The organism is Pseudomonas sp. KH_046_1, from assembly GCF_057839025.1.
The window spans coordinates 3,912,700-3,927,471 of the sequence record NZ_CM174481.1 but is presented as its reverse complement, the minus strand read 5'-3'; the positions used below and the strand labels follow the sequence as shown (position 1 = coordinate 3,927,471).

The 14,772-nt window shown below is 61.8% G+C and carries 11 protein-coding genes; 3 read left to right on the top strand and 8 right to left on the bottom strand.

Annotated features, from left to right (window positions below):
• Positions 1–98 precede the first annotated feature (98 nt).
• From AC3IT9_RS18030 to ribBA, 6 genes are all read right to left on the bottom strand, one after another.
• Positions 99–1,802, bottom strand: coding sequence for an amidase (locus AC3IT9_RS18030; RefSeq protein WP_489270577.1), 1,704 nt, complete (start codon positions 1,800–1,802; stop codon positions 99–101).
• A 264-nt stretch (positions 1,803–2,066) separates the two neighbouring features.
• Positions 2,067–3,221, bottom strand: a complete 1,155-nt coding sequence (locus AC3IT9_RS18025; RefSeq protein WP_489270576.1) for an ABC transporter ATP-binding protein — start codon at positions 3,219–3,221, stop codon at positions 2,067–2,069.
• Positions 3,222–3,237: 16 nt separating this feature from the next.
• Entirely contained in the window at positions 3,238–4,047 is an 810-nt protein-coding gene (locus tag AC3IT9_RS18020; protein ID WP_007976227.1) for an ABC transporter permease, read from the bottom strand.
• 6 nt (positions 4,048–4,053) lie between these two features.
• On the bottom strand, positions 4,054–4,986 hold the full coding sequence (locus AC3IT9_RS18015; RefSeq protein ID WP_150754714.1) for an ABC transporter permease: 933 nt from the start codon (positions 4,984–4,986) through the stop codon (positions 4,054–4,056).
• A complete protein-coding gene (locus AC3IT9_RS18010) occupies positions 4,983–6,008 on the bottom strand; it encodes an ABC transporter substrate-binding protein (protein WP_150754588.1) in 1,026 nt (341 codons plus the stop codon). The genes AC3IT9_RS18015 and AC3IT9_RS18010 overlap by 4 nt, the downstream gene beginning before the upstream one ends.
• 305 nt (positions 6,009–6,313) lie before the next feature.
• Entirely contained in the window at positions 6,314–7,423 is a 1,110-nt protein-coding gene (ribBA, locus tag AC3IT9_RS18005) for a bifunctional 3,4-dihydroxy-2-butanone-4-phosphate synthase/GTP cyclohydrolase II (protein ID WP_150754589.1), read from the bottom strand.
• A 70-nt stretch (positions 7,424–7,493) separates the two neighbouring features.
• Here ribBA and AC3IT9_RS18000 point away from each other — a divergent pair, with 70 nt between their 5' ends.
• Positions 7,494–7,790, top strand: coding sequence for a DUF1330 domain-containing protein (locus tag AC3IT9_RS18000; RefSeq protein WP_489270575.1), 297 nt, complete (start codon positions 7,494–7,496; stop codon positions 7,788–7,790).
• Positions 7,791–8,557: 767 nt separating this feature from the next.
• Here the strand turns inward: AC3IT9_RS18000 and AC3IT9_RS17995 are convergent.
• Together AC3IT9_RS17995 and moaA are read right to left on the bottom strand one after the other, a co-directional pair.
• Positions 8,558–9,457, bottom strand: coding sequence for a bestrophin family protein (locus tag AC3IT9_RS17995; protein ID WP_489270574.1), 900 nt, complete (start codon positions 9,455–9,457; stop codon positions 8,558–8,560).
• A 5-nt stretch (positions 9,458–9,462) separates the two neighbouring features.
• Positions 9,463–10,461, bottom strand: coding sequence for a GTP 3',8-cyclase MoaA (moaA, locus tag AC3IT9_RS17990; RefSeq protein ID WP_489270573.1), 999 nt, complete (start codon positions 10,459–10,461; stop codon positions 9,463–9,465).
• A 435-nt stretch (positions 10,462–10,896) separates the two neighbouring features.
• Here moaA and AC3IT9_RS17985 point away from each other — a divergent pair, with 435 nt between their 5' ends.
• Together AC3IT9_RS17985 and AC3IT9_RS17980 are read left to right on the top strand one after the other, a co-directional pair.
• Positions 10,897–13,221: an FdhF/YdeP family oxidoreductase gene (locus AC3IT9_RS17985; protein ID WP_489270572.1), complete on the top strand. Its 2,325-nt coding sequence runs from the start codon at positions 10,897–10,899 to the stop codon at positions 13,219–13,221.
• Positions 13,222–13,342: 121 nt separating this feature from the next.
• Complete coding sequence (locus AC3IT9_RS17980) at positions 13,343–14,764, top strand: cytochrome ubiquinol oxidase subunit I (RefSeq protein WP_489270571.1); 1,422 nt, start codon at positions 13,343–13,345, stop codon at positions 14,762–14,764.
• The last annotated feature ends 8 nt before the right edge of the window (positions 14,765–14,772 follow it).

Here is a 14,772-nt window from a genome sequence, read left to right as displayed (position 1 = left end):
CTCGCGATGGACTCAAGAGCGCAGAGTTTAGCCAGTAAACACGCGTTATCGTTAACGACCATCGCGAGCGAGCTCGCTCCTACAGTTCGCCCGATCTTTTACCGCAGCGGCGGAGTACGCGGCGGGATCATGCGTTTGTTGCCGGTCGACTCGAACGCCGATGCCAGGTGCAGCAGCGAGGAGTCGTCATAGGCGCGACCGGCAAACGTCAGGCCGACCGGCATGCCGATGTCCGGCATCACGCCCATCGGCACGGTGACCGTTGGCACGCCCAGGTGGCGGATGGCGAGGTTGCCGTTGGCGACCCATACGCCGTTGCTCCAGGCGATATCCGCCGATTGCGGATCGACATCGGCATTCGCCGGCCCCACATCGGCGACCGTCGGGAACAGCACCGCGTCGAGGCCCAGGCGATCCATCCAGTCTTCCAGATCGATCTTGCGGGTCTTTTCCAGTCCGCGCAGGCCGTCCGGCATCGTGCTGATCTGGTTCCACGGGGTGATGCCACGCTCGGCCATGCGCACGTATTCGTCCATGCCGGCAACCAGGTCACCCTCGCGGTTGGGCAGGGTGCCCGGGTCGTGAGGGAAGATCTGCGGGCCATCGACATCGACCAGACGATTCAGTTTCGGATCGCCGTTGGCTTGCAGGAAGTCATCGAAGGCCCAAGCCGTCAGGTCCCACAATTCGTGGTGCAGAAATTCCTTGGAGACGATGCCGCGATTGAACACGGTCGGCGCGCCAGGGCGATCACCCTCGCAATTGGAGACCAGTGGGAAGTCCACTTCGAGCACTTCGGCGCCCGCGGCTTCGAGGGCCTTGCGCGCTTGTTCCCAGAGTCCGATCACCGAAGGACGGGTGTTGATGCGCTGGCCGGTCGGGCCACCGATGCCCGGCGCTTCGGAGGTGCCGGCTTCAGGGTCGGCGTTGATGTACATGCGTGGAATGCCGAACTTCTTGCCTTTGAGCGCCTCGCTGTTGGCGGCCAGCGCCGCGTAGGATTTGGGGCGCACCAAGGACGAGCTCGGGATCGGCACCCAGGGTTGCAGGCGCCACAGGTCGCCACGGGTGTCCGGGTCATCGGCCACTACCACGTCGAGCACTTCGAGCAGGTCGGCCATGGTCCGGGCGAACGGCACGACCACGTCCATGGTCGGGGTCAACGGCCAGTTGCCGCGCACCGAGATCACGCCGCGCGAAGGCGTGTAGGCGCACAAGCCATTGTTCGAGGCCGGTCCACGGCCGCTCGACCAGGTTTCTTCCGCCAAACCGAATGCGGCGAAACTGGCGGCAGTGGCAGTACCCGCGCCGTTCGACGAACCGGAGGCGAATGGGGCGGTGAGGTAGTCGGCGTTGTACGGGCTCTCGGCGCGGCCGTAGACGCCGCGCTGCATCCCGCCGTTGGCCATCGGCGGCATGTTGGTCTTGCCCAGGCAGATCGCCCCGGCGGCGCGCAGGCGCTCGATGGTGAACGCGTCGCGATAGGCGACCAGGTCCTTGAAGGCCGGGCTGCCGGAAGCGGCGGTGAGGCCCTTGACCAGATAGCTGTCCTTGGCGGTGTAAGGGATACCGTCCAGCGCGCCCAGCGTCTGGCCCTTGGCGCGACGGGCGTCGGACGCCTGCGCTTCGGCGAGCGCCTCGGGGTTGCGCACCACGACCGCGTTCAGGGCGGTGGGGGTTTCGGGGCCGTCATAGGCGTCGATCCGCGCGAGATAAGCCTGGACCAGTTCAACCGAGGTGGTCTGGCCGGATTCGAGCGCGGCGCGCAGTTCGGCAATGGAAACTTCGGTAACTTCGATCATGTTGCCACCGCCGCTTGCAGGTGGAGGGTCCCAAACACTTCACTTTTCTCGAAATGGACTTTCATATCGTTATTCTCGTTGCACTGTGTGGCACGACAGGGTCGGGTGTTAAAAATACTGAGCACTATTTAGCATTAAACCGGGATTTTAGGAATCCGTTGTCCAATTTATCTTACAGGTGACAGAAAAAAGGCCACCACAACCCGACGTTGTGGTGGCCCGAGGGTGACTCATTATAGTGGCCTGCGCGCGCAGGCCAATGGATCAGTGAGCGCCGGCGGCCTTGTTCAGGTCGCTTTCGGCCCATTCGGTGTAGACGCAGGCATCGGCGGTGGCCCAGCGCACCCGCACCGGGTCGCCGGCCTTGAGCGGCATGCCGGCGGCGGACAGCGCCTTGACCGTCATCGAGGTGCCGCCAGCGGTGACCACGCTGCAGGTCTGGCTTTCGCCGAGAAACAGCACTTCCACGACCTTGGCCGAGACTTCGTTCCAGCCGGCGGCCAGCGGTTCGGCAAGGGCTTGTTCATTGCTCAGGGCCAGGGCTTTTTCCGGACGCACCATCAGCAGCACGTCCTGGTCGGTTTGCAGGCCGGCGGTGAGTCGGATCGACAGTGGCTGCCCTTCGAAGGTCGCCACCGCATTACCCTGGGCCTTGAGCTTGAGGAAGTTCGAGTTGCCGAGGAACGAGGCGACAAAGGCGTTCGGCGGATTCTGGTACAGGTCATAACCACTGCCGAGGCCGACGATCTTGCCGTGACTGAAAATCGCGATGCGCTGGGACAAACGCATGGCTTCTTCCTGATCGTGGGTCACGTAGACGATGGTGATGCCCAGGCGTCGATGCAGCTGACGCAGTTCATCCTGCAAGTCTTCACGCAGTTTCTTGTCCAGTGCACCGAGGGGTTCGTCCATCAGCAGGATGCGCGGCTCATAGACCAGCGCCCGGGCAATGGCGACCCGTTGCTGCTGGCCACCGGAGAGTTGCGAAGGGCGGCGATGGGCAAATTGCTCAAGCTGCACCAGTTTGAGCATCGCATCGACCCGGCGCTCGCGCTCGGCGGCGGCCAGTTTGCGGATGGCCAGCGGAAAGGCGATGTTGTCGCGTACCGACAGGTGCGGGAACAGCGAGTAGCGCTGGAACACCATGCCGATGTCGCGTTTGTGCGGCGGCACGTTGACCAGCGACTGGCCGTTGACCAGGATCTCGCCGCTGCTCGGGGTTTCGAAGCCGGCGAGCATCGACAGGGTGGTGCTTTTGCCCGAGCCGCTGGAGCCGAGGAAGGTGAGGAATTCGCCGTCCTTGATGTCCAGCGAGATGTTGTCCACGGCGGCAAAGTCGCCGTAGTGCTTGTTCAGGTTACGCAGGCTGACCAGGGGTTTGTCATTTTGCTGCGCGGAATCTTTGATCACTGCACTCATGTCGTACTCCTGGCGCTCAAGCGCTGATTTCGTTGCGCCGGCGCAGAGCGGCGGCGATCACCATGACCAATACCGAGAGGCCGATCAGCAGCGTCGAGGCGACGGCGATCACGGGCGTCAGGTCCTGGCGCAGGGTGGTCCACATTTTCACGGGAAGGGTTTGCAGGGTCGGGCTGGCCATCATCACGCTCAGCACCACTTCATCCCACGAGACAAGGAAGGCGAAGAGGGCGCCGGCCACCATGCCCGGACGGATCGCCGGGAAGGTCACCTTGAACACCGCTTGCAGGCGCGAGGCGCCGCAGATTACAGCGGCATCCTCGATCGACTGGTCGAACAGCTTCAGCGAATTGATGATCGAGATGATGGTGAACGGCAACGCGACGATGACGTGGCTGACCACGAAGGCGAACATGGTCCCGGTGTAACCCAGTTTCAGGAACAGCGCGTACACCGCCACCGCGATGATCACCAGCGGCACGATCATCGGCAGGGTGAACAGGCCGTAGAGCATTTCCCGGCCGGGGAAGCGGCCACGCACCAGGGCGAACGCGGTGGGCAGGCCCAAAGCGACGGCGAAGAACGTAGTCAGCACCGCGACCTTGAGACTGGCCATGGCGGCGTTCATCCAGTCGGCATTGGAGAAGAACTGGCCGTACCATTTCAGCGTCCAGCCCGGAGGCGGGAACACCAGCCATTGCGACGATCCGAACGACAGCAGCACGATGAACACGATCGGTAGCAGCAGGAACAGACCGATCAGCCCAGTGGTGGCGTACAGGCCGAAGCGCATGCGCCGGCTCATGGCATTGGGGGTCAGGAGCATGACGGCTTACCTCGCGTTGCTGGCGCCAACCGGGGATTCCGGTTGAAGCTTCAGGTAGAAGTAGAACAACACCAGCGTGATCACGATCAGCAACGCGGCGCCGGCGCTGGCCAGGCCCCAGTTGAGGAACGACTGCACCTGCTGAATGATGAACTCGGGCAGCATCATGTTTTGCGCACCGCCCAGCAGGGCCGGGGTCACGTAGTAACCGAGGGACATCACGAACACCATCAGGCCGCCGGAGAACAGCCCCGGCCGGCACAGCGGCAGGAACACCCGGAAGAAGTTGGTCCAGGGGCTGGCGCCGCAGATCGAGCCGGCCTGCAGGATCATCGGGTCGATGGCCTGCATGGTCGCCTGCAACGGCAGCACGATGAACGGGATCATGATGTAGCTCATGCCGATCACCACGCCGGTGAGGTTGTGCACCATCTCCAGCGGTTGATCGATGATGCCCATGGCCATCAACGCCTTGTTGATCACCCCGGAGGCTTGCAGCAACACAAGCCAGGAGTAGGTGCGGGCGAGCAGGCTGGTCCACATCGACAGCAGCACGATGTTCAGGATCCAGCGACCCCAGCCACGGGGCACCAGGGTGATCGCCCAGGCCAGCGGGAAGCCCAGCAACAGACTGAACAGGGTCACCAGTCCGGCCACCGAGAAAGTGTTGAGCAACACCCGCGCATAGGCCGAGTTGGCGAACAGCTGTTCGTAGTTACCCAGGCCCGGCACCGGTTCCAGCACGCCGCGCAGCAGCAGGCCAATCAACGGCGCGAGAAAGAACAGGCCGAGAAACAGCAGGGCGGGCACCAGGTTGCTCGCGCCACGCCAGCGCTGGGCCAGGCTCGGCGATTGCGTCATCGCAGCTGCCTTGCCGGCAGCGCCAGGGGCGCTCCCGACTGACGTGGATGGACGGGATGCGGTTACCGCCATTTTCATTTGACCAGCCATTCGTTCCACCGTGTCGCGATGGCCGGACCGTTCTTGGCCCAGTACGCGAAATCAAGAGTGATCTGATCCTTTGCGTAAGCGGTCGGCAGGTTCGGCGCCAGCGTCGAGTCCAGGCGTGCCACGCTGTCGACGTTGACCGGGGCGTAGGCGGTCAGGTTGGAGAAGTCCGCCTGGCCCTTGGCACTGCTGGCGTTGGCCAGGAACTTCATCGCCGCGTCCTTGTTTTTCGAACCCTTGGGAATGACCAGGATGTCGGCCATGACCAGGTTCTGCTTCCAGCTTACGCCGACCGGGGCGCCGTCTTCTTGCAGGGCATGAATCCGGCCGTTCCAGAACTGGCCCATGCTCGCTTCACCGGAGGCCAGCAGCTGCTGCGACTGCGCGCCGCCGCCCCACCAGACGATGTCTTTCTTGATGGTGTCGAGTTTTTTGAACGCGCGGTCCAGGTCCAGCGGGTAGAGCTTGTCCGCCGCTACACCATCGGCCAGCAGCGCCAGTTCCAGCACGCCAGGGCTTGGCCATTTGTACAGGGCGCGTTTGCCGGGGTAGGTCTTGGTGTCGAACAGCGCGGACCAGTCTTGGGGCTTGTTGGCACCGAGCTTGCCTTCGTTGTAGCCGAGGACGAAGGAGAAGAAGAACGAGCCGACACCGTGGTCGCTGACGAAGCGCGGGTCGATCTTGTCGCGTTCAATGACTTTGAAATCGAGGGGTTCGAGCAAGCCTTCGGCGGCGGCGCGCAGGGCGAAGTCGGCTTCGACGTCGACCACGTCCCACTGCACGTTGCCACTCTCGACCATGGCCTTGAGCTTGCCGTAGTCGGTCGGACCATCCTGCACCACGGTGATGCCGCTGGCCTTGCTGAACGGATCGGCCCAGGCCTGCTTTTGCGCATCCTGGGTGCTGCCGCCCCAACTCACGAAGTTGACGCTTTCAGCCGCCATCAGTGCCTGGCTGGTCACGCTCAGCAGTCCCGCAAAAAGAACCGCGGTCGCACGTTTGTTCAACACCATTTTCACGCCCTCATTGTTGTGTTTATGAGCGGGGCTTTCGAGTGCCCGCCTATCGGGAGCAACAGGTCCGTCGAGTCAGCTCTGACTGTCCGGTCTATGGAATATCATATTATGGTATTCCAAACTTTGTGCAAGCACTTTGCCGTACCGGCTATCAGCCGAAAGTGGATTTTTCAGTGTCGACGCATTCCCCTGTGGGAGCGGGCTTGCTCGCGAAGGGGGAGTATCAGTCGACACTTATGTTGTCTGAGGCACCGCTTTCGCGAGCAAGCCCGCTCCCACAGGGGAATGCGCTAAACCAGGCATCACTCGGTGAATGGAATACTCTCCACCACCTCCAGGTCATACCCGGTCAAGCCCGCATATTTCAGCGGCGGGCCGAGGTGGCGCAGCTTGCCGACACCCAGGTTCTGCAGGATCTGCGCACCGGTGCCCACTTCCGAATAAATCCGTGACTGCGAACGGCTGAACTGCCGGGGCGGCTGGGTCAATTGCGGCACGCGTTCGAGCAATGCTTGGGAGGATTCGTGATTGGCCAGCACCACCACCACGCCGTGGCCTTCGGCGGCGACACGCTGCAAGGCGGCCCACAAGGTCCAGTTGGTCGGCCCGCTGTACTCGGCACCGACCAGGTCGCGCAACGGATCGATCACATGCACGCGCACCAGTGTCGGTTGCTCGCGGCGCAGATCGCCCATGACCATGGCCATGTGGACACCGCCTTCGATGCGATCCTCAAAGGTGATCAGACGAAAGGTGCCATGCACGGTCGGCAGGTCACGCTCACCGATACGCACGATGGTGTGTTCGGTGCTCAGGCGATAGTGGATCAGGTCGGCGATGGTGCCGATCTTGATCCCGTGCTTGCGCGCGAACACTTCCAGGTCCGGGCGGCGGGCCATGGTGCCGTCGTCGTTCATCACTTCGACGATCACCGAGGCCGGGGTATGGCCGGCCAGGCGCGCCAGGTCGCAGCCGGCTTCGGTATGGCCGGCGCGGGTCAGCACGCCGCCTTCGCGGGCGCGCAGCGGGAAGATATGGCCCGGTTGCACGATGTCGGCGGGGCCGGCGTTGGCGGCGACGGCGGCGGCGACGGTGCATGCACGATCAGCAGCGGAGATACCGGTGGTGACACCGACGGCGGCCTCGATGGACACGGTGAAGGCGGTGCTGAACACGCTGCCGTTGCTCGGCACCATCTGCTCCAGGCCCAGGCGCTTGCAGTGCTCGTCGGTCAGGGTCAGGCAGATCAGGCCCCGGGCTTCACGGGCCATGAAGCTGATCGCCTCGGGTGTGCAGCAGTCGGCGGCGAGCAACAGGTCGCCTTCGTTTTCCCGGTCTTCATCGTCGACCAGCAGGACCATTTTGCCGAGGCGGTAATCTTCGATGATTTCTTCGATGCTGTTGAAGGCCATGCTGGAGTCTCGGTGTTTGTTGGATGGGTAATTTGGTATACCATAATACAAAATTAACCGGGAGGTCACTATGAAGGCGTACTGGATTGCTCATGTGGATGTCACCGACCCCGATCAATACAGTCAATACACTCAGCGGGCGCCGAAGGCGTTTGCTCTGTATGGCGGTCGGATTCTGGCGCGGGGTGGGCGTAGCGAGGCGATGGAAGGCCGGTCGACGCCGCAGCGCAGTGTGGTGATCGAGTTTGATTCCTATGAGCAGGCGGTGGCTTGCTATCACTCGGCGTTGTATCAGGAGGCGCGTGGGTACCGTGAAGGGGTGGCTTTGGCTGAGGTCATTATTGTCGAGGGGGTGGTACCGCTCTGAAAAACGGTTTTTTGACTGAGTACATATCCGTTGCTGCGGTAATGGCGGCTTATGGTTTCGCCCTTACGGCGAGTCCCTTTGGCAAACGCCGGAGTGCCGGCCCAGCCCAAAGGAACCAAAGGTCTCGCCCCTTACGTACGGCCCCTCGCTTAGGCTCGGGGTTCCTTCGCTGCGGTATTCATCCGGGGGCATTGCCCTCCGGTCGGCTTCGCTTCGACCTACATGCAATGAGTTCGACTGCGTCGAACGGCGCTGCGCGCCAGTCCCCGGATGAACACCTCCACTCAGCCTCCCGAGGGGGCGGGTGGATCAAGATCAAAAGCTGCAGGCGAGCTAACGCTCGGCCTGATGAGTGGTGAGAAGCGGCGCGGTGTGGGCTGCTCTGCCTTTGCTCTTCTGTGGGGGGCGACGGTGCGGCGATCCGACCTGCTCGCGATGGCGGCCTGCCAGCCGACCAGTTGCATCGCAGGCGAACGAACCCCGTGATCAGGCCGGCCGGTAGGCCGTCTCGCTTTTGCTTTTGCTTTTGCTTTTGCTTTTGCTTTTGATCTTCTTGCCCCCTCGTGAGGCCGAACGTCAGGGGCAAGAGCCCTTGGTTACTTGGGGCCGGGCGGCGTTCCGCTTTTCCAAGTAACCCGCCATAAGGGCGGAACCCTAAGAGGCCGTTACCGCAGAAATGGATATGTACACCAGCAAAAAACACGCCGCCCAACACACAGCCTTCGCGAGCAGGCTCGTTCCCTCAGTTTTTGTGTATTTCCTGAGTCTCAGTTCAACACAAAATCCACCGGCTCCAGTTGTGGCGGCAGTTCCGTCACACCCAAGGCAGCCAGCACATCACGCTCGATGTTGCGCACGATGGCGTCGGTGGGCAGGTCGTTTTCATCGCGGCCGAAGGGGTCTTCCAGCTCATCGGCAATCGCATCCAGGCCGAAAAAGGTGTAGCTGACAATTGCGGTGAAAATCGGTGTCAGCCAACCCAGGGGTTCGGCCATGGCAAACGGCAAGAGGATGCAGAACAGGTAAATGGTGCGGTGCAGCAACAGGGTGTAAGGGAACGGTAGCGGGGTGTTCTTGATCCGTTCACAGACGGCCTGGGCATGGGTCAGGCTGGCCAGGTGGTTGGCCATGAGCGTGTAGCGCCAGTCGTTGATCGCCCCGGACTCGTTGAGTGCCGAGCACTGTTGACCGACCTGCATCAGTATCTGCCCGCTGATGTCCGTGGTGTTGCCCTTGGGCATCGGGTGCAGCCAGTCACCGCTGGCGGCCATTTCGTTTTCCTGGCGCAGGCGCGCGTTGAGGGCATGGGCAAAGCCGCACAGGTTGCTGAGGATCGTGTGGCGTTCAGCAGTGTCCTTGATCACCAGGGTTTCGCGAATCATCGATCGGATCTCCACGATCACATCGCCCCAGGCCTTGCGCGCTTCATACCAGCGGTCGTAGCAGGCGTTGTTGCGAAAGCTCATGAAGATCGACAACGACAAACCCAGCAGCGTGAAAGGCGTGGCGCTGACCTTGGAAAAGTAGCTGGGGTGCAAGGTTTCGATGAGCACGATGGCCGAGGCGAGCAGCGTTACCATCAGGCTGCGCCAGGCGATACGTTTGGCAATCGAACCCTTGAGGGACGTCAAAACGCCGATCAGGTTTGGTTTGGGTCTCACGATCATGGGTTTCAGCCGCCCGTCATGTTCATGAAGCGAACAACCTGGACATCATCGTTCACTTCGAAGTTGTGTCGATAAGGCTTGAGTTTCATCGCCTCGATAATGGCTTTTTCCAGGCGCTCGGGCTGTCCGGGGTGGCTGCGCAGGACAGCCTTGAGATCCACCGAGTGCTCATTGCCCAGGCACAGCAGCAGACGTCCTTCCACGGTCAGGCGCACCCGATTGCAGGTGCCGCAAAAGTTGTGGCTGTGGGGCGAGATGAACCCCAGGCGAATCTGCGGCGCCTCGGCCAGGCGCCAGTAGCGCGACGGACCCTGGGTCGACTCGGCGGAATCAATCAAAGTGTAGCGTTCGGCGATGCGTTCGCGGACCTGGCTGCTTGCGAAAAACGATTCGGCGCGGCTGTGCTCGTGGATGGTGCCCAGCGGCATTTCCTCAATGAAGGAGATGTCGAGATTACGGTCGATGGCAAAGCTCACCAGATCATTGATCTCATGGTCGTTGCGGCCTTTCATCACCACGCAATTGAGCTTGGTGTTGCGAAATCCTGCCTGGTTGGCCGCGTCAATGCCTTTGATGACCTGCGCCAGATCACCGGTGCGGGTCAGTTCGCGAAAACGTTGCGGGTCCAGGCAGTCGAGGCTGATGTTGAGACGCTTGACCCCGGCCTCGAACAACGGCTCGGCCAGTCTGGCCAGCTGCGAACCGTTGGTGGTCATGCACAGTTCACGCAGGCCGGGCAGGGCGGCGATCTTCTCGCACAGTTGCACTACACCCGGACGGATCAGCGGCTCGCCACCGGTCAGGCGGATCTTGCGGGTGCCCAGTGCGACGAAGCTTTCGGCCAGTTGATAAATCTCTTCCAGCGTCAGCACCCGTTGGCGCGGCAGAAACTGCATGTCCTCGGCCATGCAATAGACGCAACGGAAATCGCAGCGGTCGGTGACCGACATCCGCAGATAGTCCACGCGTCTTGCAAACCCATCGATCAGGACTCGTTCTGACATGACTTCCTCTCCTGGCACCGAAAAATCTGTAGGAGCGAGCTTGCTCGCGATGGTCGTTAACGATTACGCGCGCTTTCTGGTTAACGCGGTGCCCTTGGGGCCATCGCGAGCAAGCTCGCTCCTACAGTTACGAATTCCGTTAATGACGGACTTGTTGAGCGCAGGCTAAGAGCAACTTCAGCGGGCGTCCAATCACTATTAATAACCGGGTGATCGATCGCATCTATGATGAACTTTATTTCGTCGTTTTAATCGATTTAACGGAATTCAAGTCTTTGAAAATAAAGGAATAAAAACCGTGATAGAGCGTTTCGATAATGTGGTCATAAATAGCGATTAGACAATAATTAAACGCCATTCATATGCTTTCTCCGTCAAATCGAACAATGACCTGAATCAGGTCGAAGCCTGTGTGCATTGTCACGGAGAAGTACCATGTCTCAAGTCGACCGATACAAACCCTATAAAGGTGCCGCCGCTGGTTGGGGCGCGCTGATCGCTGTTACCAAGAACTGGCTGGGCAGTGAAAACGCGCTGAAGAACATTCGCGCCATGCTCAAGACCAACCAGAACGGCGGGTTCGACTGCCCTGGTTGCGCCTGGGGCGAGTCGCCGGAAAACGGCATGGTCAAGTTCTGCGAGAACGGCGCCAAGGCGGTTAACTGGGAAGCCACGGGCCGTTTGGTCGACCCGGCCTTCTTCAACAAATACAGCGTCTCGGCGCTGGCCGAGCAGAGCGATTACTGGCTGGAGTATCAGGGCCGCCTGACCCACCCGATGCGTTATGACGCGGCCACCGACCGCTACGTTGAAACCACCTGGGACGAAGCGTTCGCGACGATCGCCCGGCACCTCAATGCTCTGGAATCGCCGGATCAAGCCGAGTTTTATACATCGGGCCGGGCCAGCAACGAGGCCGCCTATCTCTATCAACTGTTTGTCCGCGCCTACGGCACCAACAACTTCCCGGACTGCTCCAACATGTGCCACGAAGCCAGCGCGGTGAGCATGATCGAAAGCCTCGGCGTGGGTAAAGGCACCGTGGTGTTTGACGACCTGGAGCATGCCGATGCGATCTTCGTCATCGGCCAGAACCCCGGCACCAACCACCCGCGGATGCTCGAACCCTTGCGTGAAGCGGTCAAGCGCGGCGCACAGGTGATCTGCATCAACCCGCTCAAGGAGCGCGGACTGGAGCGCTTCCAGCATCCACAGCACCCGATCGAAATGCTGCTGAACGGCTCCGAGCCCACCAACACCGCGTACTTCCGCCCGGCACTGGGCGGTGACATGGCGGTGATGCGCGGCATGGTCAAGTTCCTGCTGCAGTGGGAGCGCGAAGCACAGGTCAACGGCAGCGAGCCGGTGTTCGACCACGCGTTCATCGCCGAACACACCTCGGGAATGGGCACCTACCTGGGGGAAGTCGACGCCACCAGTTGGGAGCACATCGAGCAGCAGTCGGGCATGACTTTGGCTGACATCGAACTCGCCGCCCGCATGTACGCCCGGTCCAAGCGGGTGATCATGTGCTGGGCGATGGGCCTGACCCAGCACACGCACTCGGTGCCGACGCTGCAGGAAGTCATCAACCTGATGCTGCTGCGCGGCAACGTCGGCCGTCCCGGCGCGGGGCTGTCGCCGGTGCGTGGTCACAGTAACGTGCAGGGCGACCGCACCATGGGCATCAACGAGCTGGCACCCACCGAGCTGCTCAATGCCCTGGAAAAGCGCTTCTCCTTCAAGCCGCCGCGTGAGCATGGCCACAACACCGTGATGGCGATCGGCGCGATGGAGCAGGGACGTTCGAAAGTGTTTATCGCCCTGGGCGGCAACTTCGCCCAGGCCACCCCCGACACGCCGCGCACCCACGCCGCGTTGCGCAAATGCGACCTCACCGTGCACATCGCTACCAAGCTCAACCGCAGCCATCTGGTCACCGGTCGTGAAGCGCTGATCCTGCCGTGTCTGGGTCGCACCGATATCGACATCCAGGCCGAAGGGCCGCAAGGCGTCACCGTGGAAGACACCTTCAGCATGATCCACATCTCCCACGGCCAACTGAAACCGAAGTCGAAACACCTGCGCTCCGAGCCTGCGATCATTGCCGGCATCGCCGCCGCGACCCTGGGCAAGCACCCGATCGACTGGAACTGGGCCATCGGCGACTACGGCCGCATCCGCAACATGATTGCCGACACCATTCCCGGCTTCGAGGATTTCAACCGGCGCTTGCTGCATCCGGGCGGTTTCCACATGCCCAACGACGCGGCAAAACGCATCTGGAAAACCGCCAGCGGTAAAGCCCAATTCACCCCGAGCGTGTTGCCGGAGCACCTGATCAGCGAGGGCGTGCGCAACCTGGCGGTCAAGCCGCACCTGATCCTGCAGACCATGCGCTCCCACGATCAGTACAACACCACGCTGTACGGCCTGGATGACCGTTATCGTGGGGTGTACGGCATGCGCGACGTGGTGTTCGCCAACGAGCAGGACATTCGCCGGCTGGGTTTCGAGCCGGGGCAGAAGGTCGACCTGGTGGCGCTGTGGGACGACGAACGCGAGCGTCGGGTCAGCGGTTTTACCCTGATCGCCTACGACATTCCGGCCGGTCAGGCGGCGGCGTACTACCCGGAGACCAACCCGTTGGTGCCACTGGAAAGTTACGGTGACCGCACCTTCACCCCGACTTCCAAGTTCATCGCCATCCGGCTGGAACAGGCGAAGGCCAGCAACCTGATTTCGACTTCCGCCGCCTGACACCGGGGGCGGCCCGATGCCGCCCGCGTAACCCTTTCGACTTGTGTTGGCTGCAGGCCCCCCGGCCTGACGGTGGCCCGGACGTGTGCCGCCGTTTTTCAGCCGCGATGAGGATATCGACATGTTTAACCTGGAGGCACTGGACCTGGCGCGCATGCAATTCGCGTTCACGGTTTCGTTCCATATCATCTTTCCCGCCATCACCATCGGGCTGGCCAGTTTCCTGGCGGTGCTCGAAGGGCTTTGGCTGAAGACCCACAACGACAACTACCGCGATCTCTACCATTTCTGGTCGAAGATCTTCGCCGTCAACTTCGGCATGGGCGTGGTCTCGGGGCTGGTCATGGCCTACGAGTTCGGCACCAACTGGAGCCGTTTCTCCGACTTCGCCGGCAGCATCACCGGGCCGTTGCTGACCTATGAGGTGCTCACGGCGTTCTTCCTCGAGGCCGGTTTCCTCGGGGTCATGCTGTTCGGCTGGAACCGGGTAGGGCGCGGTCTGCACTTCTTCTCGACGGTCATGGTCGCCATCGGCACGCTGATTTCGACCTTCTGGATTCTTGCGTCCAACAGCTGGATGCAAACGCCCCAGGGCTTCGAGATCGTCGACGGTCGGGTGATGCCGCTGGACTGGCTGGCCATCGTGTTCAACCCGTCGTTTCCGTACCGCCTGGCGCACATGGCGATTGCCGCGTTCGTGGCCACGGCGTTCTTTGTCGGCTCGTCGGCGGCGTGGCACCTGCTGCGCGGCAACGACACCAAGCAAGTGCGCAAGATGCTGTCGATGGCGTTGTGGATGGCCTTGATCGTCTGCCCGATCCAGGCAGTGGTCGGTGACGCCCACGGCTTGAACACCCTGGAACATCAACCGGCGAAAATCGCGGCCATCGAAGGGCACTGGGAAAACAACGGCAGCGAAGCCACGCCGCTGGTGCTGTTCGGCATCCCCGACATGCAGGCCGAGAAAACCCGATACGCCATCGAAATTCCGTACCTGGGCAGCCTGATCCTGACCCACAGCCTCGACAAGCAGATCCCGGCGCTCAAGAGCTTCCCTAAAGAGGACCGCCCCAATGCGACGGTGGTTTTCTGGAGTTTCCGCGTCATGGCCGGGCTCGGCATGTTGATGGTGCTGGCCGGCGTGCTTGGCCTGGCCCTGCGTCGCAGCGGCGCCATCTACCGCAATCGCTGGTTCCTGCGCCTGATGTTGTGGATGGGGCCAAGTGGCCTGATCGCCATGCTGGCCGGGTGGATCACTACCGAAGTCGGGCGCCAGCCGTGGGTGGTGTATGGCCTGCTGCGTACCGCCGATGCCGCGTCGAATCACAGTGTCGCGCAGTTGAGCATCTCGCTGGCGCTGTTCGTGGTGATCTATTTCTCGGTGTTCACGGTGGGCATCGGCTACATGATGAAACTGGTCGGCAAAGGGCCGCAGCCCCATCACGGGCATGCCGCCGACGGGCATTCCGATCAGGTCATCACACCGCGCCGGCCGCTGTCCGCCGACGCTGAAATCCTCGAAACCGACGCCCGCGTCAATTGAAGGAAGGG

Coding starts and splice junctions, on each gene's coding strand:
- AC3IT9_RS18030 (WP_489270577.1), bottom strand. CDS start 1,802: ATGATCGAAGTTACCGAAGTTTCCATTGCCGAACTGCGCGCCGCGCTC.
- AC3IT9_RS18025 (WP_489270576.1), bottom strand. CDS start 3,221: ATGAGTGCAGTGATCAAAGATTCCGCGCAGCAAAATGACAAACCCCTG.
- AC3IT9_RS18020 (WP_007976227.1), bottom strand. CDS start 4,047: ATGCTCCTGACCCCCAATGCCATGAGCCGGCGCATGCGCTTCGGCCTG.
- AC3IT9_RS18015 (WP_150754714.1), bottom strand. CDS start 4,986: ATGAAAATGGCGGTAACCGCATCCCGTCCATCCACGTCAGTCGGGAGC.
- AC3IT9_RS18010 (WP_150754588.1), bottom strand. CDS start 6,008: ATGGTGTTGAACAAACGTGCGACCGCGGTTCTTTTTGCGGGACTGCTG.
- ribBA (WP_150754589.1), bottom strand. CDS start 7,423: ATGGCCTTCAACAGCATCGAAGAAATCATCGAAGATTACCGCCTCGGC.
- AC3IT9_RS18000 (WP_489270575.1), top strand. CDS start 7,494: ATGAAGGCGTACTGGATTGCTCATGTGGATGTCACCGACCCCGATCAA.
- AC3IT9_RS17995 (WP_489270574.1), bottom strand. CDS start 9,457: ATGATCGTGAGACCCAAACCAAACCTGATCGGCGTTTTGACGTCCCTC.
- moaA (WP_489270573.1), bottom strand. CDS start 10,461: ATGTCAGAACGAGTCCTGATCGATGGGTTTGCAAGACGCGTGGACTAT.
- AC3IT9_RS17985 (WP_489270572.1), top strand. CDS start 10,897: ATGTCTCAAGTCGACCGATACAAACCCTATAAAGGTGCCGCCGCTGGT.
- AC3IT9_RS17980 (WP_489270571.1), top strand. CDS start 13,343: ATGTTTAACCTGGAGGCACTGGACCTGGCGCGCATGCAATTCGCGTTC.